General features: G+C 68.8%; 20 protein-coding genes. 14 read left to right on the top strand and 6 right to left on the bottom strand.

The window, feature by feature from the left end; genetic code table 11:
- Window positions 1–73 precede the first annotated feature (73 nt).
- The gene (locus U4Z64_RS00565) at window positions 74–1,741 is read left to right on the top strand and encodes an ATP-dependent helicase (RefSeq protein ID WP_321818922.1); all 1,668 of its coding nucleotides are present in this window, start codon (window positions 74–76) and stop codon (window positions 1,739–1,741) included.
- A gap of 79 nt (window positions 1,742–1,820) precedes the next feature.
- Here U4Z64_RS00565 and U4Z64_RS00560 read toward each other — a convergent pair whose 3' ends face one another.
- Window positions 1,821–3,380: a methyl-accepting chemotaxis protein gene (locus tag U4Z64_RS00560; protein WP_124666711.1), complete on the bottom strand. Its 1,560-nt coding sequence runs from the start codon at window positions 3,378–3,380 to the stop codon at window positions 1,821–1,823.
- 229 nt (window positions 3,381–3,609) lie between these two features.
- Between U4Z64_RS00560 and U4Z64_RS00555 the strand changes: the two genes are divergently transcribed.
- Window positions 3,610–5,124 (top strand): MDR family MFS transporter, encoded by a 1,515-nt coding sequence (locus U4Z64_RS00555; protein ID WP_321818921.1) that lies wholly within the window; start codon window positions 3,610–3,612, stop codon window positions 5,122–5,124.
- A 91-nt stretch (window positions 5,125–5,215) separates the two neighbouring features.
- On the opposite strand, the gene U4Z64_RS00550 is transcribed toward U4Z64_RS00555, so the two are convergent.
- Window positions 5,216–6,214, bottom strand: coding sequence for a quinone oxidoreductase (locus tag U4Z64_RS00550; protein ID WP_321818920.1), 999 nt, complete (start codon window positions 6,212–6,214; stop codon window positions 5,216–5,218).
- A gap of 125 nt (window positions 6,215–6,339) precedes the next feature.
- Here U4Z64_RS00550 and U4Z64_RS00545 point away from each other — a divergent pair, with 125 nt between their 5' ends.
- From U4Z64_RS00545 to U4Z64_RS00530, 4 genes are all read left to right on the top strand, one after another.
- Window positions 6,340–7,245, top strand: a complete 906-nt coding sequence (locus U4Z64_RS00545) for a LysR family transcriptional regulator (protein ID WP_044843209.1) — start codon at window positions 6,340–6,342, stop codon at window positions 7,243–7,245.
- Window positions 7,246–7,346: 101 nt separating this feature from the next.
- Window positions 7,347–7,907, top strand: a complete 561-nt coding sequence (locus U4Z64_RS00540) for a GNAT family N-acetyltransferase (RefSeq protein ID WP_044843208.1) — start codon at window positions 7,347–7,349, stop codon at window positions 7,905–7,907.
- Window positions 7,908–7,916: 9 nt separating this feature from the next.
- Window positions 7,917–8,774 carry a MerR family transcriptional regulator gene (locus U4Z64_RS00535; protein ID WP_044843207.1) on the top strand — a complete coding sequence of 286 codons (858 nt, stop codon included), beginning with the start codon at window positions 7,917–7,919 and terminating at the stop codon, window positions 8,772–8,774.
- Between the two features lie 123 nt (window positions 8,775–8,897).
- The gene (locus tag U4Z64_RS00530) at window positions 8,898–9,878 is read left to right on the top strand and encodes a sulfonate ABC transporter substrate-binding protein (RefSeq protein WP_321818919.1); all 981 of its coding nucleotides are present in this window, start codon (window positions 8,898–8,900) and stop codon (window positions 9,876–9,878) included.
- Window positions 9,879–10,191: 313 nt separating this feature from the next.
- Here U4Z64_RS00530 and U4Z64_RS00525 read toward each other — a convergent pair whose 3' ends face one another.
- Complete coding sequence (locus U4Z64_RS00525; protein ID WP_321818918.1) at window positions 10,192–10,971, bottom strand: SDR family oxidoreductase; 780 nt, start codon at window positions 10,969–10,971, stop codon at window positions 10,192–10,194.
- Complete coding sequence (locus U4Z64_RS00520) at window positions 10,971–11,297, bottom strand: nuclear transport factor 2 family protein (RefSeq protein ID WP_044843204.1); 327 nt, start codon at window positions 11,295–11,297, stop codon at window positions 10,971–10,973. The genes U4Z64_RS00525 and U4Z64_RS00520 overlap by 1 nt, the downstream gene beginning before the upstream one ends.
- Before the next feature lie 90 nt (window positions 11,298–11,387).
- Between U4Z64_RS00520 and U4Z64_RS00515 the strand changes: the two genes are divergently transcribed.
- Window positions 11,388–11,726 carry a winged helix-turn-helix transcriptional regulator gene (locus tag U4Z64_RS00515; protein WP_044843203.1) on the top strand — a complete coding sequence of 113 codons (339 nt, stop codon included), beginning with the start codon at window positions 11,388–11,390 and terminating at the stop codon, window positions 11,724–11,726.
- Window positions 11,727–12,050: 324 nt separating this feature from the next.
- Here the strand turns inward: U4Z64_RS00515 and speB are convergent, their stop codons facing one another.
- Window positions 12,051–13,013 carry an agmatinase gene (gene speB / locus U4Z64_RS00510; RefSeq protein ID WP_321819116.1) on the bottom strand — a complete coding sequence of 321 codons (963 nt, stop codon included), beginning with the start codon at window positions 13,011–13,013 and terminating at the stop codon, window positions 12,051–12,053.
- Between the two features lie 433 nt (window positions 13,014–13,446).
- Between speB and U4Z64_RS00505 the strand changes: the two genes are divergently transcribed.
- The 5 genes from U4Z64_RS00505 (at window position 13,447) to U4Z64_RS00485 (ending at window position 18,748) form a co-directional block, all read left to right on the top strand.
- On the top strand, window positions 13,447–14,118 hold the full coding sequence (locus tag U4Z64_RS00505; protein ID WP_321818917.1) for a lysoplasmalogenase: 672 nt from the start codon (window positions 13,447–13,449) through the stop codon (window positions 14,116–14,118).
- 247 nt (window positions 14,119–14,365) lie between these two features.
- Window positions 14,366–15,958, top strand: a complete 1,593-nt coding sequence (locus U4Z64_RS00500) for an NAD(P)/FAD-dependent oxidoreductase (RefSeq protein ID WP_321818916.1) — start codon at window positions 14,366–14,368, stop codon at window positions 15,956–15,958.
- 21 nt (window positions 15,959–15,979) lie between these two features.
- On the top strand, window positions 15,980–16,918 hold the full coding sequence (locus tag U4Z64_RS00495; protein WP_321818915.1) for an SDR family NAD(P)-dependent oxidoreductase: 939 nt from the start codon (window positions 15,980–15,982) through the stop codon (window positions 16,916–16,918).
- Window positions 16,915–17,820 carry a metal-dependent hydrolase gene (locus U4Z64_RS00490; protein ID WP_044843198.1) on the top strand — a complete coding sequence of 302 codons (906 nt, stop codon included), beginning with the start codon at window positions 16,915–16,917 and terminating at the stop codon, window positions 17,818–17,820. Before U4Z64_RS00495 ends, U4Z64_RS00490 begins: the two co-directional genes overlap by 4 nt.
- 4 nt (window positions 17,821–17,824) lie before the next feature.
- Window positions 17,825–18,748 (top strand): alpha/beta fold hydrolase, encoded by a 924-nt coding sequence (locus U4Z64_RS00485; RefSeq protein ID WP_321818914.1) that lies wholly within the window; start codon window positions 17,825–17,827, stop codon window positions 18,746–18,748.
- On the opposite strand, the gene U4Z64_RS00480 is transcribed toward U4Z64_RS00485, so the two are convergent.
- Window positions 18,709–19,263, bottom strand: coding sequence for a putative glycolipid-binding domain-containing protein (locus U4Z64_RS00480; RefSeq protein ID WP_321818913.1), 555 nt, complete (start codon window positions 19,261–19,263; stop codon window positions 18,709–18,711). The genes U4Z64_RS00485 and U4Z64_RS00480 overlap by 40 nt on opposite strands.
- 242 nt (window positions 19,264–19,505) lie before the next feature.
- Between U4Z64_RS00480 and U4Z64_RS00475 the strand changes: the two genes are divergently transcribed.
- Together U4Z64_RS00475 and U4Z64_RS00470 are read left to right on the top strand one after the other, a co-directional pair.
- Window positions 19,506–20,399, top strand: a complete 894-nt coding sequence (locus U4Z64_RS00475; RefSeq protein ID WP_321818912.1) for an urea transporter — start codon at window positions 19,506–19,508, stop codon at window positions 20,397–20,399.
- The gene (locus tag U4Z64_RS00470; RefSeq protein WP_321818911.1) at window positions 20,374–21,150 is read left to right on the top strand and encodes a class II aldolase/adducin family protein; all 777 of its coding nucleotides are present in this window, start codon (window positions 20,374–20,376) and stop codon (window positions 21,148–21,150) included. Before U4Z64_RS00475 ends, U4Z64_RS00470 begins: the two co-directional genes overlap by 26 nt.
- Window positions 21,151–21,165: the final 15 nt, after the last annotated feature.

The raw sequence follows: 21,165 nt of genomic DNA, 5'->3' as shown, positions 1-21,165 counted from the left end.
GCGGCGGTCGTGAACGGGCTCCTCAGTACAATAGCCGGACCCCGTTCACGACCGGCATCCGCCGCCCGACTTCATGGCCCGCCTCATTCCCGACGACTGGAAAAGCCTCGCCGCCACCGGCGCGGCCGAACGCGAGCGCGAGACGCTTGCCGCCCTCGAACACGCGCTGCCGGACAGCTACACCGTCTATCACGGCGTGCACTGGACGCGTGCCGACCAGGGTTTCTCGGTGTTCGGCGAAGCGGCGTTCGTCGTCGTGAGCCCGGCCGGCCGCGTGCTGCTGATCGAGCAGAAGGCCGGCTTCCTGCGCGAAACGCCGAAGGGGCTCGTGAAGGTCTACCTGCAGAAGGAGCGCAACGTCCCGATCCAGCTCGCGCGCACGCAGGAGACGCTGCACCGGCGGCTGACCGCCGCGCTCGGCGCGGGCGTCTATGGCGTCGAGGCGCTGCTGTACTGCCCCGACTACGCGATCCGCGAGACGGCGATCGCCGGCGTCGCGGCCGACCGCATCGTCGACGCGTCGCGCAAGGCGCAGCTCGCGCAGGTGATCCTGCAGATCCTGCCCGAGCACGACGAGCCGTTGCCGAACGCAGCGAAGCTGCATCACTTCCTCGCGGACGAACTGGCGCTCACGCCCGACACGAGCGCGCTCGTCGGGCAGGCCGGCACGCTCGTCACGCGGCTGTCGGGCGGGCTTGCCGAGTGGGCGCGCCAGCTCGAATTCACGCCGTTCCGCTTGCGCGTGACGGGCACCGCGGGTTCGGGCAAGACGCAGCTCGCGGTGCAGGCGATGCGCGACGCGGTCGCGGCCGGCAAGCGCGTGCTCTACGTGTGTTTCAACCGGCCGCTCGCCGACTACATCGCGCGCATCGCGCCGCCCGGCGCGAAGATCGCGAACTACCATCAGCTGTGCGACTGGGTCGCCCGCGACGGCGGCTATACGCCCGACTTCGACACGCCCGGCGCGTTCGAGCGGCTCGAGGCGCGCTTCGCGCAAGCGCCGATTCCGGAACGCTGGCGCTTCGATGTGCTGATCGTCGACGAAGGACAGGACTTCCACGCGCCCTGGGCGGCGGCGCTCGAGCGCCTGCTGGCGCCGGACGCCGCGTGGTGGTGGCTGGAAGACCCGCTGCAGAACCTCTATCTGCGCGAGCCCGTCGCGCTGCCCGGCTGGGTCACGTTGAAGGCGCTGACGAATTACCGCAGCCCGCGCGACCTGCTCGAATTCGTGCGCGACGTCGTCGGCCGCGTCGAGCCGCTCGCGGCCGAACTGCGCTCGGGCAGCCCGTTCGACGGTTCCGATCCGTCGGTGTCGTCATACGGGGAAGACGGCGCGTCGGGCGACGCACTCGCCGAAGCATGCATCGACGCGACCAAGCGCGCGATCACGCACGCGCTGTCGCTCGGCTTCCGCAAGCAGGACATCGCGGTGCTGTCGTATCGCGGCCGCGAAAGCTCGGTGCTCGCGCGGCTCGACCAGCTCGGCCCGCACCGGGTCAAGCGCTTCACCGGCAAGTACGACCTGTTCGGCAACCCTGAATATCGCGAAGGCGACGTGCTGCTCGATTCGATCTACCGCTTCAAGGGGCAGTCCGCGCCGTGCGTGATCCTCACCGAGATCGACTTCGACACGCTCGACGCGCGTGCGGCCCGCAAGCTGTTCGTCGGCGCGACGCGCGCGACGATGAAGCTGCTGCTCGTCGCGTCGGCACGCTCGGCGGCGCAGCTTGCGGGTGGATGACGCGGCGGAACGCGGGTGGCGGGCGCGCGCCGGATGACCACCCCGCCCACTGCTCCCGCTGCGCGCGCCGCACCGTGCGTCACGCCACCCGAAACGCCCCCACCGCCCGCCGCAGCCCATCGGCCTGCTCCTCGAGCGACGCCGCAGCCGCCGCCGCCTGCTCGACCAGCGCCGCGTTCTGCTGCGACACCTGATCCATCTGCGACACCGCGCGGTTCACCTGCTCGATCCCGTCGCGCTGCTCGTTCGACGCGGCCGCGATCTCGGTCATGATGCCCGTCACGCGGCCGATCGCCTGCTGGATGTCCTGCATCGTCGCGCCGGCCACGCCGACCAGCCGCGACCCCGTCGCGACACGCTCGACCGACTCGCCGATCAGCGTGCGGATCTCCTTCGCGGCCGACGCCGAGCGCTGCGCGAGCGTGCGCACCTCGCCCGCGACCACCGCGAAGCCGCGGCCCTGCTCGCCCGCACGCGCGGCTTCGACCGCTGCATTCAGCGCGAGGATGTTGGTCTGGAACGCGATGCCCTCGATCGTGCCGATGATGTCGGCCACCTTCTGCGAACTCTGGTCGATCTCGTTCATCGTGCCGATCACCTCGCCGACGACCGTCGCGCCGCGCGTCGCGATCTCGCTCGCGTTGTCCGCGCACGCCTGCGCCTCGACCGCGTGATCGGCGTTCTGCTTCACGGTCGCCGTCAGCTGTTCCATGCTCGCGGCCGTCTCCTGCAGCGCGGACGCCTGCTCCTCGGTACGCTGCGACAGGTCGGTGTTGCCGGCCGCGATCTGGTGCGTCGCGGTCGAGATCGCTTCGGAACCCTGGCTGACCTGGCGCACCGTATCGGCAAGGCTGCGCTGCATGCCCGTCACGCCCTTGACCAGCTCGGCCATCTCGTCGCGCGACGACCAGCGCACTTCCGACGTCAAGTCGCCGTCCGACAGGCGGCGGAAATGCGACAGCAGGCGGTTCACCGGTTGCGTGATCGCGAAATGCAGGCCGACCGCGCAGCCGAGACACGCGGCGAGACCGAACGCGATGCCGGCGATCGCGCCCGCGCGCATCCAGCCGTAATAGGTCTGCGCGGTGTCGTAGACGTCCTTGCCGCGCGCGGCCTGGTACGCGTCGAGCGCGTCGGTCGCCTGCGTGAGCGCGACCGACAGCGGCGGCGCGACCGTCATCAGCAGGCGGTCGGCGTCGTCGCGGCGTCCCGCGCGGATCGCGTCGATCATCGGCTTCAACGCCTGTCCGATCAGCGCCTGACGCGCGGCGTCGAGCCGGGTCGCGAGCGGGCCTTCGTCGCCGTCGTGCGGCATCGTCGCGTAGGTGCGCCACGCGGCGTCGGCCTTCGCGAGATAGCCCTCGGCCTTGTTGACGATCTCGGGCACTTCCGGCGCCTCCGGATGCAGCATCGCGCGGTCGAGCGTGGTGCGCACGATCGTCAGATTCAGGCTCGCGGCGGACAGCGCGGTCTTCGCGGCCAGCTCGCGCGTATAGGCTTCGTCGAGCGCGCGGTTCGAGCGCTGCATGCCGGTCAGGCCGATCAGGCCCGACACGACGAGCAGCACGGCGACGAGCCCGAGCGTGGAAAAAATCCGCGTACGGATCGAGAAACGGGAAAACAGGGCGTTCAGGTTCATGACGGGACGGGAGCGATAAAGGGTGCCGCGGCAATCGGTCCGCGGCACTCTGGATTACGGTTTGCCTGCAAAAAACTTGAGTCCGGTCCGCCGTCGGGCTGATCGCGATCAATTTTCCCGGTCGGCAATCTCCTGTTACCGATGCAACAAATCGAGGCCCGGCAGAAATTGACCAGGCAACAAATTATCTCTATATTTCGCTCAATTCCCTGCCATGGCAGATATCTCGATGAGAACCGATACCCTCCTTGCCCCGCCGGCCGCCGACACGGCCCGCCGCGATGCGCCGACCGGGCTGATCGTCGCCGCGCTGCTGCTCGTCATGCTGCTGTCCGCGCTCGACCAGACGATCGTGTCGACCGCGCTGCCGACCATCGTCGGCGAGCTCGGTGGCCTCGACCAGTTGTCATGGGTCGTCACCGCGTACCTGCTGTCGTCGACGGTCGTGCTGCCACTGTACGGCAAGCTCGGCGACCTGTACGGCCGCAAGATCGTGTTGCAGGCCGCGATCGTGCTGTTTCTCGCCGGCTCCGCGCTGTGCGGCATCGCGCAGGACATGACGCAACTGATCGTGCTGCGCGCGCTGCAGGGGCTCGGCGGCGGCGGGCTGATGGTCGTCACGATGGCCGCGATCGGCGATCTCGTGCCGCCCGACCGCCGCGCGCGCTATCAGGGGATGTTCGGCGGCGTGTACGGCCTCGCGACGATCGTCGGGCCGCTGCTCGGCGGCTTCCTGGTCGAACACCTGTCGTGGCGCTGGATCTTCACGATCAACCTGCCGCTCGGCCTGCTCGCGCTCGCGGTGATCGGCATCGCGTTCCGGCCGCATACCGCGCACGTGAAGCACCGGATCGACTACATGGGCGCGGCGTTCCTCGCGACGGCCCTCACCTGCGTGATCCTGTTCACGAGCGAAGGCGGTTCGCTGCTGCCGTGGTCGTCGCCGCAGCTGTGGATGACGCTGGTGCTCGGCGTGGTCGCGGTCGGCGGCTTCATCTACGAGGAGCGGCTCGCGGCCGAGCCGATCATGCCGCTCGAACTGTTCCGCCAGCGCACCTTCGTGCTGATGAGCCTGATCGGCTTCGTCGTCGGCATCGCGCTGTTCGGGTCGGTCACGTTCATTCCGCTCTATCTGCAGGTCGTGAAAGGCTCGACGCCGTCGCAGGCCGGAATGCAGCTGCTGCCGATGATGGGCGGGATGCTCGCGATGTCGGTGGTCAGCGGCCGGCTGATCTCGCGGCTCGGCACGTATCGGCCGTTTCCGATCGCGGGCACGCTGATCGGCGGTGTCGCGATGGCGCTGCTGTCGACGCTGTCGCTCGACACGCCGCTGCACACGATGTACGCGTACATGGCGCTGCTCGGGATCGGGCTCGGCATGGTGATGCCGGTGCTGACGCTCGCGGTGCAGAACACGGTCGAATTCCGGCACATGGGGGTCGCGACGTCGGGCGCGACGCTGTTCCGCTCGATCGGCGGTTCGCTCGGCGTCGCCGCGTTCGGCGCACTGTTCTCGCACGGGCTGCAGTCGCGGATCGTGCAGGCGCTGCCGGCCGGCACCGAGCTGCCGCCCGCGCTCGGCCCGGCGGCCGTGCACCAGTTGCCGGATGCGGTGCGCGATGCGTACCTGCATGCGTTCGCCGGGTCGCTGCATGTGGTGTATCTCGCGGCGGCCGGCGTGATCGCGATCGCGTTCGTGCTCGCCTGGTTCGTCGAGAGCGCGCCGCTGCGCACGCACCACTGATTCGCAGGCCGGCGGCAGCGATCGCCGGCCGATCGAAGCCACGAGGCGACCGTTCTCCCGATTTGCGATCGCCGCGCCGCCCCGCCCGCCGTCACGGCACCAGCACCACCCCGCCCGTCGTCTGCCGCGACTCCAGCAAGCGATGCGCGTCGGCCGCATGTTCGAGCGGCAGCCGCGCGCCGATCTCCACGTGCATCCCGCCCGCGAGCCGCTCGAGCGTCGCGCGCGCCGCTTCCCGATACCCCGCCACGTCACGCGCGATGAAACCCAGCACGCTCGGCCGCGCCAGCGCGATCGAGCGGGCCGGCCCGAGTTCGTCGAGATCGATCGTCTGCCGCGCGCCGATCGCGGCGACCTGCCCGATGCTCGCGACCATCCCGAACGGCCGGACCGCGCCGAGCGTACGCGTCAGCACGTCGCCGCCGATTCCGTCGATCGCGTAGTCGACGCCTGCGCCGCCGCCGAACGCGCGGGCCGCCGCGACGAAATCCGCCTCGCGATAATCGACCACCGCTTCCGCCCCGTGTGCGCGCACCAGCGCCGCCTTCGCGGCCGAGCCGACCGTGCCGATCACCCGTGCGCCGAGCGCGCGCGCCCACTGCGTCGCCAGCAAGCCGACGCCGCCGGCCGCCGCATGCACGAGCACGGTCTCGCCGGCGCCGACCTGCCGCACGCGGTGCAGCAGCATGTAGACGGTAATGCCTTTCAGCAGCCCGGCCGCGGCCGCGTCGTCGCTCACGCCGTCGGGCACGGGCACCACGCGCTCGGCGGGCAGCGTGCGCAGGCTCGCGTAGCTGCCGGTCGGCAGTCCCGCATAGGCAACGCGCTGGCCCGGGACGAGCGCCGTCACGCCGGGCCCGACCGCCTCGACCACGCCGGCTGCCTCCACGCCGAGCGCGTCCGGCAGTGCCGGCAACGGGTGCGCGCCGGTCCTGAAATAAATGTCGACGAAATTCACGCCGACGGCGGTCTGGCGAATCCGCACCTCGCCGGCACCGGGCGGCACGACGGGCGCATCGACACGGCGCAGCACGCCGGCGTCGCCGTAGCGGTCGATCCCGATCCGGGTGGCGGTGGCAGTTTGGGTCATGACGTTCCTCGCAATCGAATGAAGTGACACGATCATCCCATCGTGCATAATCGAACGGAATTCCCGTTACACGCCCATCTACTGTGCAAAATTCGACCGAACCAACGGCAGCGTCCGCGCCGCCGATGAGCTGGGACGACCTCCGCTATTTCCTCGCGGTGATGCGCGGCGGCAGCCTGTCGGCCGCGGCGCGGACGCTGCAGGTCCAGCATTCGACGGTTGCCCGGCGCATCGACGCGCTGGAGTCCGCGCTCGGCATCCGGCTGTTCGACCGGCTGCCGCGCGGCTGGCCGCCGACCGACGAAGGGCTGCATCTCGCCGAACATGCGGCGCGCGTCGAAACCGACGTGCATGCGTTCGCGCGCGCCGCACAGGGGGCGGCGGCGCTCGACGGAGTGGTGCGCGTGTCCGCGTCGCCGGTATTCGCGAGCCACTTCCTCGCGCCGCGGCTCGCCCGCGCGCAGCGCGCGTGGCCCGCGCTGCGGATCGACCTGATGGGCGAAATGCACGCGGCGAACCTGTACGCGCGCGAAGCCGACCTCGCCGTGCGCTTGTCACGACCGAACGAGCCGGGGCTGGCCGCGCGCCGGCTCGGCACGATGCGCTTCGCGCTGTGCGCATCGCGCGACTGGGCCACCGCGCCGCCCGACACCTGGGCATTCCTCGGTTACGACGACGCGCTCGCGCAAATGCCGCAGCAGCAATGGCTCGAGCGCTTCGCGGCTGGGCGCCGCTTCGCGTTCGTCGCCAACGACCTGGCCGCGCTGCATCGTGCGTGCGTGGCCGGTGCGGGAATCGCGTTGCTGCCGCGCTTTCTCGTCGACGTGCCGGCCACGAGCTCGGGCCCGGCCGCGGCCGATCCGTCGTTGTCGGCCCCCGCAGCGCTCGTCGAACTGACGTCCGTGCCTCGTTGCGACGTCGAGCGCGAGATCTGGCTCGTCGTCCACCCGGACGTGCGCCGCTCGCCGCGCGTGCAGCGCGTCGCGGAGGCGATCGCCGACGCCGTTCGCGACGCGGACGGCCATCTGTAGGCCGGTCGGGCAGGCCCTGCACGCATGCGACGCGGCCAATGCCTTTACCGCACCGCCCGACGGCCGGCATAGTAGCGGTTTCATCCGCCTGCTCCGCCACCATGCCCGCCGCTCCCGCCTGCGTCGTCCGCGACGCGACCGATGCCGATCTCGACGCCATTCACGCGATCTACGCGCACCACGTGCGCCACAGCGTCGCGTCGTTCGAGGAGACGCCGCCCGACGTCGACGAACTGCGCACGCGCCGCGACGCGGTGCTGCGCCACGGGCTGCCCTATCTCGTCGCGGAATGCGACGGCCGCATCGCCGGCTACGCGTACGCAACGCCGTATCGCACGCGCAGCGCGTACCGCCACACGATCGAGGATTCGATCTACATCGACGACGCGCAGCGCGGCCGCGGCATCGGCCGCGCGCTGCTCGCGGCACTGATCGCGCGTTGCGAAGCCGGCCCGTGGCGGCAGATGATCGCGGTAATCGCCGACGGCGGCACCGGCGGGTCGACGTCGCTGCACCGCGCGTTCGGTTTCGAGCCGGCCGGCGTGCTGAAGGCGGTCGGTTTCAAGCACGGCCGCTGGATCGACACCGCGCTGATGCAGCGCGCGCTCGGCGACGGCGCACGCACGCTCCCCGCCGCGCCCGAGCCTGTCGCGCCGCGCTAGAATGGCCGCATGTCAAAACAGACTCCAACCATGCCAGACGAGGCCGCGCCGGATTCCCGCAACGAGTACACGGTCGACGAACTCGCACGCGTGTCCGACACGACCGTGCGCAACGTGCGCGCATACCAGGATCGCGGGCTGCTCGCGCCGCCCGAGAAGCGCGGGCGCGTGGGCATCTACGACGACACGCACGTCGCGCGCCTGAAGCTGATCAACCACCTGCTCGCGCGCGGCTACACGCTGTCGAACATCCAGGACCTGATCATGGCGATCGACGAGGGTCACGACCTGCGCTCGATCCTCGGCCTGGAAAACGCGATCGGCGGCCGCTGGTCGCACGAACTGCCGAAAACCTATTCGCTCGCGCAACTCGCGCAGATGTTCGGCCCGCAGACGGCGTCGCAACTGTCGCGCGTGACCGAACTCGGGCTGCTCGAACGGCGCGGCCTGTCGTTCGTCGCGAAAAGCCCCGCGCTGCTCGAGGCGGCAGCCGCGATGACGAAGGAAGGCATCCCGCCGCGCGAGCTGCTCGACGTGATCAGCCTCGCGCGGCCGCACTTCGATGCGATCGCGCGGCTGCTCGTCGATCTCGTCGTGAAGCGGCTCGACCGCTATGACGAAGGCACGCTGCCACCCGTCACCGACGTGCCCGCGCTCGTCGATGCGATCTGGCGCCTGCGCCCGCTCGCGGCCGTGTTCGTCGAGGGCGAGACGAACCGCGCGCTCGAGAACGCCGCCAGTGCGTATCTGGGCGGCCGTGTCGCGACGATCCTCGACCGGAAACTCAGCGACGAAGCAGCACGCCAGGCCGGCACGTCGGATACGTCCGATGCGTCCGGCCCGCAAGGCGACGGCGACAAAGCATAGGACCGCCGCCGTCATATTCATATCGGCATTGCTTGGTTTGCGGGCCCGATCGCCCGTGCGACGATTCTTCCAACCGAGCGGCGCGCGCCGCTCCCCGAAGACGTTTCGCATGGAGTCCGTTCGATGATTCGTTTCACCCGCTGGATCACCCGCACCGCCGCGACGGCGCTCGTCGCCGTCGCCGCCACGTCGGCCTTCGCGCAAGGCAGCGCCGACAAGGTCGTGCGCATCGGCTACCAGAAGGCCGGCCTGCTGTCGGTCGTCAAGACGCAGGGCTCGCTCGAGACGCGGCTCAAGCCGCTCGGCTACACCGTCCAGTGGTTCGAATTCCCGGCCGGCCCGCAACTGCTCGAGGCGCTGAACGCGAACAGCATCGACTTCGGTTATACGGGCGCGCCGCCGCCGGTGTTCGCACAGGCGGCCGGCGTGCGCTTCGTGTACGTCGCCGCGGAACCGCCGTCGCCGCACAACGAAGCCGTGTTCGTGAAGGCCGATTCGCCGGTCCGTTCACTCGCCGACCTGCGCGGCAAGAAGGTCGCGCTGCAGAAGGGTTCGAGCGCGAACTATCTGTTGCTCGAAGCGCTGAAAAAGGCCGGCGTACGCTACGACGAAATTCGCCCTGTGTACCTGCCGCCCGCCGACGCGCGTGCCGCGTTCGAGAGCGGCAACGTCGACGCGTGGGCCGTGTGGGATCCGTACTACGCGGCCGCGCAGAATTCGCTGAAGATCCGTACGCTGTCCGACTACACGGGCCTCACGCCCGCGAACAACTTCTACGAGGCAACGCGTGGCTTCGCGGAGCAACATGCCGACGTGGTCGGCTCGATCCTGAAGCAAGTGCGCGAGACGGGCCTGTGGGTCAACGGGCATCCGGCCGAGACGGCCGCGCTGATCGCGCCGAAGGTCGGCCTGCCGCAGCCGCTCGTGGAAACGTGGATCAAGCGTGTGCCGTTCGGCGCGGTGCCGGTCGATGAGAAGATCGTCGCGGTTCAGCAGGGGGTGGCCGATGCGTTCTATGCGGCGAAGCTGATTCCGCAGAAGCTGAACGTGGCCGATAACGCGTGGACCGACAAGGGCGTGGCAAGCGCGCTCGCGGCGAAGTAACGCGCGGTTCGCACTGGTTTCGAACAGGCCGACGGGTGCCCTGCCCGTCGGCCTTTTTTGGTTCTGCTCGAATTTTCGGGGGACGTCGGGCGCGCTGGCGGCGTTCGGCCCGTTTGAGTCGCTCAACGAAGATCTACGACTGCCCGCTCCCGGACCAGGAAGAGACGGTCATCGATGATGCTGTACCCTTCGGAGCATCTACCGTTGCGGCGGTCGCGAACAGAAGCCCTGTCTCGCGGAAGAGGCTTGGTCGTGACTGCCAGCCCGTTGGCAAACAGGTTCGGCACCGCGACGGCCGGGCAAGTGGCTCGGATCACACAGTCGGAACAGTTCCTCCGTCGATGACGTATTCAGTGCCGGTGATTGCGCTGGCCCGCGCGGAGACGAGGAAGCCAATGAGTTCCGCAACCTCCCGAGGCGAGCATGGTCGGCCGAGAGGAATGCCACCGAGCGAATCCATGATGATCTTGCGGGCGCCTTCCGTGTCGATACCGCTTTGTCGGGCGATCTCGGCAACGAGACCTGCGGCGGCATCGGTCTCGACCCAGCCCGGGGAGACACGCACGACGCGAATGCCCTTCGGACTGACCTCCTTGGACAAGGCCTTACTGTAGGTTGACAGCGCGGCCTTGGCGGCGGCATAGGCAATCGTCGCCTCCGGCAACGGCAATTGCCGCTGGATCGACGTGACATGGATGATGACGCCCGAACGCTGCGCGATCATCGAGGGCAACAGCGCGCGATCGATGCGCACTGCCGGGAATAGGTTCAGGCTCAATGCCTTGTTCCATTCAGCGTCATCCAGCACGCTGAAGCCACCGGCCGGTGCAGACGAGCCGCCCACTACGTGCACGACTATATCAACGCCACCCAATCGCTCGAGCACGGCGTCGACGATGGCTTTACAGCCCTCTGCCGTCGCGATGTCCGCCCCGATGAACCGTTCTTCGGCAAGCTCATCGGGACGGGAACGCGCGGTCGTCAGAACCTTCGCACCTGCCTCGCAAAGGCGTCCGACAACGGCCTTGCCGACGCCCTTGGTTCCGCCCGTAACGAGCGCCCGAAGCCCCAGCAGTTCGGATGCGGAGCGCATTAGCGGATTTCCAGCGACGCAATCCTGCCGCCGGCCAGGACGAACGTATAGGTCAGCTCAACCGGGCTACCCGGGAAGGTGCCCGTGAGCCGTGCGCGCATCGTCACGGTGGCGCCGTCCTGCGATACGTCCAGCGGCTCAACGCTGTACTGGTACCTGGTTTTGCTGTCTTTCTTCCAGGCCTGGATGGCCTCCAGCCCCTTGATCGTGCGGCCTTCGTCCCGCACCACGGCATCGGCGGTAAAGCAGTTCGATAGAGGGGCGGTGTCGGTGACGGTTTCCGCGAGCAGATAGGCATCCAGCGGCGGAGGCAGCATCATGTTCATCGGGGTTCACCTCAACGCGAAGGTTTGCATGCCCCGATCATGGCGCTACAGTTACCGCATCGCAAGAACGCACAAAAAAGTAAGTAACCCGTGGCTAACCGAAAAAACTACACCCCCGCGACTGCCGCAAGCGATGTCGAAGCCGCATTCAAGCTGCTGGAAGGCCGCTGGAAACTGGTGATCCTGTTCCACCTATTCGGCGGGCAAGTGAGGCGCTTTTCGGACCTCGAGAGGCTGATCCCCGGCATCACGCAGAAGATGCTTGCCCAGCAGCTACGCAGCCTCGAAGCGGACGGCATCGTAACGCGCACGGTCTATCATCAGGTGCCGCCGAAGGTGGACTACCGCCTGACTGATTGGGGCCAGGCGTTATGCCCCGCACTGGATGCGATCCTGACATGGGCGGAGCGCCGTGAAGACTTTCCGTAGGCCGCGCCGAGCTTGCGTGCGTGACGCAAGCAGCCTTTCATCCAGAGCTCGAATTTCCCAAGTCGTCGACGTGGTCTCATCCGCGATCGTCTCATGTCGGGCGGGAACGTGACGGTCGTCGATTCCATTTGAGGGGCCGCACCGGGTCGGAAAGCACCATCCACCGAAACGCGCGACAAGCCCTTTTCCTCAGCCCACCGCAAACAATCCACCCGCGGCCATCGATCCGTCGAAGTTGCACGCGGCGCATCAAAGAAGACCGGTGGGCGCTCAGCCCGCCGGTCTTCTGCATGACAAGGCCATGCCCGCCGGCCTACCCCCACTTCAACGCCCCGCCACCTTCTTCTGCCGCCACAGACACAGCAAATCGCACGCAACATGCGCAGCGGCGATCGCGGTAATGTCCGCGTGATCGTAAGCAGGCGCAACCTCGACCACATCCGCGCCGACCAGCTTCACCGCCCCGAGCGCACGCACGATCGCGAGCGCCTGCGCGGACGACAACCCACCCGCGACCGGCGTCCCCGTGCCGGGCGCGAACGCCGGATCGAGACAGTCGATATCGAACGTCAGGTACGCGGGCCGCGCGCCGACGATGTCGACGATCCGCTCCACCGCCGCGCGCGGACCATGCTCATGCACCCACGCGGCATCGAGCCGCTCGATCCCGAGGAAATCGTCGTTCCATGTACGGATACCGACCTGCACCGACGTCGCCGGATCGATCAGCCCTTCCTTCACCGCCTTGTAGAACATCGTGCCGTGATTGAGGCTGTCGGGCTCGTCGTCGGCCCACGTATCGCAGTGCGCATCGAAGTGGATCAGCGACAACGGCTTGCCGTAGCGCTCCGCGTGCGCGACCAGCAGCGGATACGTGATGTAGTGATCGCCGCCGAGCGTCAGCATCTTCGCGCCCGAGCGCAGGATCGTGCGCGCATGCTCGACGATCGCCGGCTTGATCGACAGTGGGTTGTGCGCATCGAACCAGCAATCGCCGTAATCGACGGTCGCGAGATCCTCGAACGGATCGAAGCCCCACGGATACGGCTTGAGCTCCGCGAGCTGCACGCTCGCCGCGCGGATCGCGGCCGGCCCGAGCCGCGCGCCCGAGCGATAGGTCGTCGCGAGGTCGAGCGGCACGCCGGAAATCGCGACGTCGACGCCGTCGAGCGCGCGCGAATAGTTGCGGCGCATGAACGACAGCACGCCCGCATAGGTGTTTTCGATCGAGGAGCCGTATGGCGTCGTGCGACGGATCGCGCCGTCGCCGTGGAGCAGTTCGGTCATGTCGAACCTGTTGGTCATGAGGACCGGCCCCGGCCACTGCATCGGGTGCGCTGGCGGGACTCGGCACGGATTCAATGAAAACGCGGCGGCATGCCCTCATCGGGCGCGACCGTCGCGCCGGCCTGCGAACCCTGTAGCGCGGCCGGGCGGGACAACGTCGATACGCGGCGATGATAGCAAGCCGAAACCGCCGTGTTGCCCCGGTTCGACCGGGGCAAACGCATCGAAACGATCGGCGCGGCGGCAGGCGCACCGGCGCCGCATGGCCCGATCCCGTGCCGCCGGACCGCCGCACCACCGCCCCCCGTCGCCATGCCGCGCCTAGAAGGATTCGCCGGTTTTCGCCCGCGCTTTCTTCCGGATAATGGCCGCAGCCGCGCCCCCGACGGCGCGCCGTCCACCGCAGACGACGACAACCCCGGAGACACCCGCCTTGATCGCCACGCTTCCCGCCACCTATCGCCGGCTCTGGCCGCTCGCCATCGCCGCCGCGCTGCTGTACGGGCTGTCGCTCGCCGCCGCGCCCTATCCCGGCCAGGCCGCCGCGAAAGCCGCGATGGGCATCCTGCTGCTCGCGGCCGGCAGCGCCTGCGCGGCACCGCGCGAACGCGCGTGGCTGTGCGCGGCGCTCGTCACGGCCGTACTCGGCGACGTGCTGCTCGCGCTGCCCGAGTGGCCGCTGTCGTTCGTCCTCGGCCTCGGCGCGTTCCTGCTCACGCACCTGTGCTACTGCGCGATCTTCGTGCGCTGGCGCGCGCGGCCGCACGGCTGGCGCTTCCTCGCACTGATCGGGCTGTGGATCGCCGCGCCGGCGTTCTATGCGGCGTTCCTTCCGCATCTGGGCGAACTGCTCGTACCCGTCGCCGTCTACATGCTCGTGCTGTGCGCGATGGCGAGCTTCGCGCTCGCGGCCCGCACGCGCGGCCCGCTGGTCGCCGTCGGCAGCCTGATCTTCGTCGGCTCCGACACGCTGATCGGCGTCGGACGCTTCCTCGGGGGCTTCCCCGGCATCGACTACCTGATCTGGGGCCTCTACGCGCTCGCGCAGATCACGATCGTCGCCGGGGTTTTCCATGAGACGGCCGCCCGCCCGATCCGTCCCTGATAGCGTTTCAAACAGGTCGCCGCGTCCCGGCGGCCTTCGTCTCCCGCCTCTCCAGCCCTGCCGACGGCCGTTTCCGCACATTCCGCAATGCGGAAACCAGACCGTTCCAAACCCCGCTCAGCCTTTTCCCGCGCGGCTTCCGGCCCTTAGAGCGCCGCTTCTAGCCTCTTGCGGTTTCCGGGTTCACCCACTATCGTTACATCAACCAATGTAACATTCAAAAATGAGCCAAATCGGAGACACCCGGATGAATGCTCGCACGTTGCCTTTCGGCCCGCCCGGCCACGACGGCCCGGACGAAACCACCGACATCGCCATCATCGGCACCGGCTTCGCCGGTCTCGGGATGGCCATTCGCCTGCGGCAGACCGGCGTGACCGACTTCGTCGTGCTCGAGAAGGCCGCGTCGGTCGGCGGCACGTGGCGCGACAATCATTACCCCGGGTGTGCGTGCGACGTGCAATCGCACGTCTATTCGTTCTCGTTCGCGCCGAACCCGCGCTGGACGCGCATGTTCGCGCCGCAGCCGGAGATCCGCGCGTACCTGGAAGACTGCGTGCAGCGCTTCGGCGTCGGCCCGCACCTGCGCCTGAACGACGAGCTGCAGCGCGCCGAATACGACGAGGCCGCGCGACGCTGGCGCCTCACGTTCGCGAACGGCAAGCGGCTGTCGGCGCGCGTGCTGGTGTCGGGGATGGGCGGGCTGTCGCGCGCCGCGCTGCCGGCGATTCCCGGCATCGAGACCTTCAAGGGCCGTGCGTTCCATTCGCAGCAGTGGGATCACGACTACCCACTCGAAGGCAAGCGCGTCGCGGTGATCGGCACCGGCGCGAGCGCGATCCAGTTCGTGCCGCAGATCGCGCCGCGCGTGAAGACACTCGCGCTGTTCCAGCGCACGCCGCCGTGGATCATGCCGAAGCCCGACCGCAACCTGAGCGGCTTCGAGAAGTGGCTGTTCCGCACGCTGCCGTTCACGCAGAAGGCGGTGCGCAGCGGCATCTACTGGATGCTCGAATCGCGCGTGCTCGGCTTCGCGATCCATCCGTCGCTGATGAAGAACGTGCAGAAGCTCGCGCTGCGCCATATCCGCAAGCAGGTTCCCGATCCGGAACTGCGCCGTGCGGTCACGCCGGACTACACGCTCGGCTGCAAGCGCGTGCTGATCTCGAACGACTACTACCCGGCGCTGTCGCGCAAGAACGTCGACGTGATCACGACCGGCATCGAGCGCATCGAAGCCGACGCGGTCGTGACGACCGACGGCAAGCGTCATGAAGTCGACTGCCTGATCTACGGCACGGGCTTCCAGGTCGCCGATCCGTATCCGCGCGGCGCGATCATCGGCCGCGGCGGCCTCGACATCGTCGATGCGTGGCGCGACGGCGCGCACGCGTATCTCGGCACGACGCTGCCGGGCTACCCGAACTTCTTCATGATCGTCGGCCCGAACACCGGCCTCGGCCACAACTCGATGGTGTTCATGATCGAGTCGCAGATCGAATACATCCTCGGCGCGCTGAACGCGATGCAGCGCGAACGCGCGGATGCGATCGAGGTGCGCCCGCTCGTCGAGGCGCAGTTCAACAGCGATCTGCAGGGCCGGCTCAAAAAGGCGATCTGGTCGACGGGCGGCTGCAAGAGCTGGTACCTCGACCCGCGCACCGGCAAGAACACGACGCTGTGGCCGGGCTTCACCTGGCGCTTCCGCCAGGCGACCGCGCACTTCTCGATCGCCGATTACCACGCGTATCGCGCGCCGCACCACGACACGAGCGGGCGGCCCGTCGCCGCGCCCGCCGCTTCCGCCGCTTCCGCTTCCACGTCCGCCGAAGCGGCCTGAGCCAGACAAGGAGCCAACGACATGAGAGATTTCGCCAACAAGGTCGCCGCGATCACGGGCGCAGGCTCGGGCATGGGCCGCTCGCTCGCGATCCAGCTCGCGCAGGCCGGCTGCCACCTGTCGCTCGCCGACAAGAATGGCGTCGGCCTCGCGGAAACCGAGCGGATCGTCCGCGCGATCGCGCCGAACGTGCGCGTGTCGACGCGCGTGCTCGACGTCGGCGACCGCGACGCGATGTTCGCGTGGGCGGACGACACCGCGCAGGAACACGGCAAGGTCAACCTGATCTTCAACAACGCGGGCGTCGCGCTGTCGAGCACGATCGAAGGGATGGAATACGGCGATCTCGAGTGGATCGTGAACATCAACTTCTGGGGCGTCGTGCATGGCACGAAGGCGTTCCTGCCGCACCTGAAGGCGAGCGGCGACGGCCACGTGATCAATACGTCGAGCATCTTCGGGATCTTCGCGCAGCCGGGCATGAGCGGCTACAACGCGACCAAGTTCGCGGTGCGCGGCTTCACCGAATCGCTGCGCCAGGAACTCGACATGATGAAGTGCGGCGTGTCGGCCACCTGCGTGCATCCGGGCGGCATCCGCACCAACATCGCGCAGTCGAGCCGCGTCGCGAAGAACATGGTCGGCTTCATCGTCGAGAGCGAGCAGCAAGGCAAGGACAGCTTCGAGAAGTTCTTCATCACGACCGCCGACGACGCCGCGCGCACGATCCTCGCCGGCGTGCGCCGCAACAAGCGGCGTGTGCTGATCGGCCGCGACGCGAAGGCCGCGGACTGGATGGCGCGCATCCTGCCGGCCGCGTACCAGGCGCTCGTCGTGCTCACGACGCGCCGCGAGGCCGCGAAGGCCCGCCGCGCGGCGGCCCGCTACGGCACGCCGGCCGCCGCGCCGCTTCACGCCACCTACAACAACGCAGGCAATCAGGGAGGAGAACAATCATGACGACCCCGAACATGATGCCGGTGCGGCGCGACATCCGTTTCGCGCTGCCGCCCGAACGCGCGAAGGACTGGCACGTCCAGGGCGTGCCGGTCACGCACTTCATGAACGCGCTGTCGCTGCTGTTCCCGGCCGGCGAGCGCTTCTTCATGGATTCCGTGCGCCACTACCGCGACCGCATCGAGGATCCGGAGCTGAAGAAGCAGGTGCTCGGCTTCATCGGCCAGGAAGCGATGCACACGCGCGAGCACATCGAGTACAACGACCTGCTGCAGTCGTCCGGCCTGCCCGCGCACAAGCTCGACAAGCGGCTGTGGACGATCCTCGGCTTCTTCAAGAAGACGCTGCCGCATTCGATGCAGCTCGCGATCACGATCGCGCTCGAGCACTACACGGCGATCCTCGCGAACCAGCTGCTGGCGGGCCACGAGCACCGGATCGACGGGTCGGTCGAAGGCTATCAGCAGATGTGGATGTGGCACGCGATGGAGGAAACCGAGCACAAGGCGGTGTCGTACGACGTATGGAACGCCGTGATGAAGCCGGGCCTCGGCAGCTACCTGCTGCGCACGGGCACGATGCTGACGACGACGGTATTGTTCTGGACGATCGTGTTCGACTTCCACGTGCGCCTGATGCGCGCGCACCGTCGCGAACACGGCAGGTTCGGCGGCATGTGGCGGCTCGTGAAGTATCTGTACAGCCCGCGGACCGGCGTGTTCCCGAGCATCGCGCGCGAATGGCTCGACTACTTCCGTCCGGGCTTCCATCCGTGGGACCACGACAACCATCAGTACCTGCAGGGGCTCGACACGCTGCTCGCGAACATCGACGCGACCAATGCGCGTCACGCGGCGCAGGCCGCCCCGCGACGCGTGCCGCTGCATCCGGTTCCGCAGGCATGACGTCATGGCACGCACGCACGAGATGCTGACCGTCCGCTCCGGCGACGTGAAACTCGCCGTCCATGTCAGCGGCCCGCGCCGCGCGCCGCCGCTGATCCTCGTGCACGGCTATCCCGATTCGTCGGCCGTGTGGGCGCCGGTCCGCGCGCGGCTCGCGAAGCGCTACCGCGTGATCGCATACGACGTGCGCGGCGCCGGTGCATCCGATGCGCCGCGCCGCCGCGCGGACTACACGCTGGCGCGGCTCGCCGACGACCTGAAGGCCGTCGCCGACGCGACCTGCGGCGCGCGGCCGTTCCATCTGGTCGGCCACGACTGGGGGTCGATCCAGTGCTGGGAGGCCGTGACCGACCCTGCGTTGCGCGGCCGGATCGCGTCGTACACGTCGATCTCCGGCCCGTGCCTCGACCACGTGTTCCGCGCGAAGATGCGGCTCAGGCAGAGCCTGAAATCGTGGTACATCGCGTTCTTCCACCTGCCGGTCGTGCCGTCGCTGGTGTGGCGCCTCGGCGGCGCCGCACTGTGGCCGCGCTGGCTGCAGTTGACCGAACGCGTGCGGCCCGAGCGCGATCCCGCGCAGTTGAAGAACGCGCTGAACGGGTTGCAGCTCTACCGCGCGAATTTCCTCGCGCGGGCGAGCAAGCCGCGCGAGCGGTATGCGCAGGCGCCGGTGCAGATCCTCGTGCCGGTGCGCGACCGCTACGTGACGCCGGAGATGTCGGTCGATCTCGAGCGCTGGCTCGGCGAGCACGTGCGCGAGGAAATCGACGGCGGGCACTGGGTCGTGGTACGCAATCCCGACCTGATCGCGGCGCGGATCGACGGGTTTGCCTCGGCGCATGAACAACCGGCGGTCGCGGCAGCACCCGCGGCACCGCGGGCGGCGGTTCAGCGCAACGGCGGCAGGCGCTTGAACAGCGTTTCGTAGTCGATCACGAGCCCGTCGGCGTCGACGTCCATCTCGGCCGTGAAATTCCGGAAGATGCCTTCGTAGCGGTAGCGCCGGCCCGGCTCGATGCACGCGTATGCCTGCTTGACCGGCGTCACCTTCAGGTCCGGCGTCGAGATGTATGCGACGTCGATCGGTCGCCGCTCGCCGCGAGCGAGGCCGAGGCGGCCGATCGGCAGCGCGTTCGTGAACGGCGTCGCCGCGATGTCGATGTCGACGCAGCCATCCAGCTCCGGCAGCGCGCTGCCTGAACCGTCGCGCCAGTGCCCGGCCCCGTCGCCGTGCAGTTCCAGCGTGCCGCCGCCCATCACCTTGAGCACCGCATACCTGACCCGCCATTGCGGATCGCACTCGACCCGGTACGCAAGCCCGTATGCGCGGCCGTACCGCTGGCCGACCACGGCACTTTCGACGACGATGCCCGCGTCCCCCCGGTCGAACGTCAGGTGTTCGATTCCGTCGCCCTCGAGCGACACCCAGCGCAGTTCACGCATCGTTCCTCCTCGAAAACGCCGACGCGTCAGCATACGCACGAAAAATCCGGCTGCGGCCAGAATCTCGTTTCCCGGCCCGGCAATCGCGCGAAAGCGCCATTGTCCCGGGCAGACAAGACGCCGAAACACGCGCCCCGCCCCAACTCAGGGCATGCGCCACAAATCCTGACTATCCAGAATTCCCTATTCCGGTGCACGGCATTGTGTCCTATGCTCGCGGCTCGTCCTGCTCCACCGCCGCCATGCCTACCGCCCGCCCCGCCTCGCCGTCGATCGACCTGCGCATCCTGCTGCGCGGCATCGGGCAGATCGTGCTGCAGGCGCATGCCGTCACCGGCGCGCTGCTGCTCGCCGCGCTGGCGCTGACCGACCTGCGGCTCGCGTCCGCGGCGCTGGTCGGCTCGGCCGCCGCCAGCATGACGGCGGTGCTGACGGGTGCCGAGCACCGCGACGTCGAACAGGGGCTGCACGGCTTCAACGGCGCGCTCGCCGCGCTGATCGCCGTGCTGTTCGCGCCCGCTTCGCCCGCCGCCGTCGCGCTGGTACCGCTGGTCGCGATCGGCGCGGCGCTCGTGCAGCGCGCGATGCGTGTGCCGCTCGCCCGCTGGCGCCAGTGCCCGTATTCGAGCCCGTGCCTCGCCGTCACCGCGCTGTGGCTGCCGTTTGTCGCGCCGCAGCATGCGGGCGACGCGACAGCCGGTGCGCCGCTGACGCTTCCTTCCATCGCCGACGCGCTGCTGTCGGGCGTCGCGCAAACCACCTTTGCGCAAGGCCCGTGGGCCGGCGCGCTGATCGTCGCCGGCCTCGCCGTCGCGTCGCGCCGCGCGGCCGCGTTCGCGCTCGGCGGCACGATCGTGTCGACCGTGCTGCTGATCGCGGCCGGCGCGAACGGCGCGTCGTTCGCCGACGGCCTGCTCGGCTTCAACGGCGCGCTCGCCGCACTCGCGCTGATGCCGCGCGGGCCGCGCGCGGCATTCGCGGCCGCCGCGCTCGCCGCGCTGATCCAGTGGCTCGCGACGCGCGCGGGCCTCCCCGCGTTCACGGCCCCGTTCGCGATCGCTGCGTGGATCACGGTGATCGTCGCGCGCCGCTTCACCCTCGGAGAACCCGATGTCGTCATTCGCACACCGTCCTGACACCGTGAAGCCCGGCGGCCCGATCTCGAACGCCGAGCGCCGGTTGCGCGTCGATCTCGCCGCCGCCTATCGCCTCGTCGCGCTGAACGGCTGGGACGACCTGATCTACACGCATCTTTCCGCGACCGTGCCCGGCGAACCCGGACACTTCCTGATCAACCCGTTCGGCCTCGCGTTCGACGAGGTTCGCGCATCGAATCTCGTGAAGATCGACCTGGCCGGCAACCAGATCGGCGAGAGCGAATACGCAGTCAACGTGACCGGCTTTGCACTGCACGCGGCCGTGCATGCCGCGCGACCGGACGCCGTCTGCGTGATGCACCTGCACAATACGGCCGGCATCGCCGTGTCGATCCAGCGCGACGGGCTGCTGCCCGCGTCGCAGCACGCGCTGCGGTTTCACGGCGACCTCGCGCACCACGACTACGAGGCGCTCGCGTTCTCGCCGGCCGAAGGCGCGCGGCTGACCGCCAGCCTCGGCGCGAAATCCGCGATGCTGCTGCGCAACCATGGCACGCTGACGGTCGGCCGGACCGTCGCCGAGGCATATGTGCTGATGGATACGCTGATCAAGGCCTGCGACATCCAGGTGCGCGCGCAGGCAGGCGGCGGGCCGCTCGTGCTGCCCGAGCCGGCCGTCGCCGAGCGCACCGCCGCGCAGTTGCGCGACGGCGGCGCGATCGAGGGCGAACTGGAATGGCCGGCGCTGCTGCGCCGCCTCGACCGGATCGATCCGTCGTATCGCGACTGACGCCGCTCGTGTCCC

The sequence above is a fragment of the Burkholderia sp. BCC1996 genome (assembly GCF_905339955.1).
In the GTDB taxonomy this organism is placed as follows: domain Bacteria; phylum Pseudomonadota; class Gammaproteobacteria; order Burkholderiales; family Burkholderiaceae; genus Burkholderia.
The sequence above is the reverse complement of the archived record's forward strand: the minus strand, read 5'-3'. Positions and strand labels throughout refer to the sequence as shown.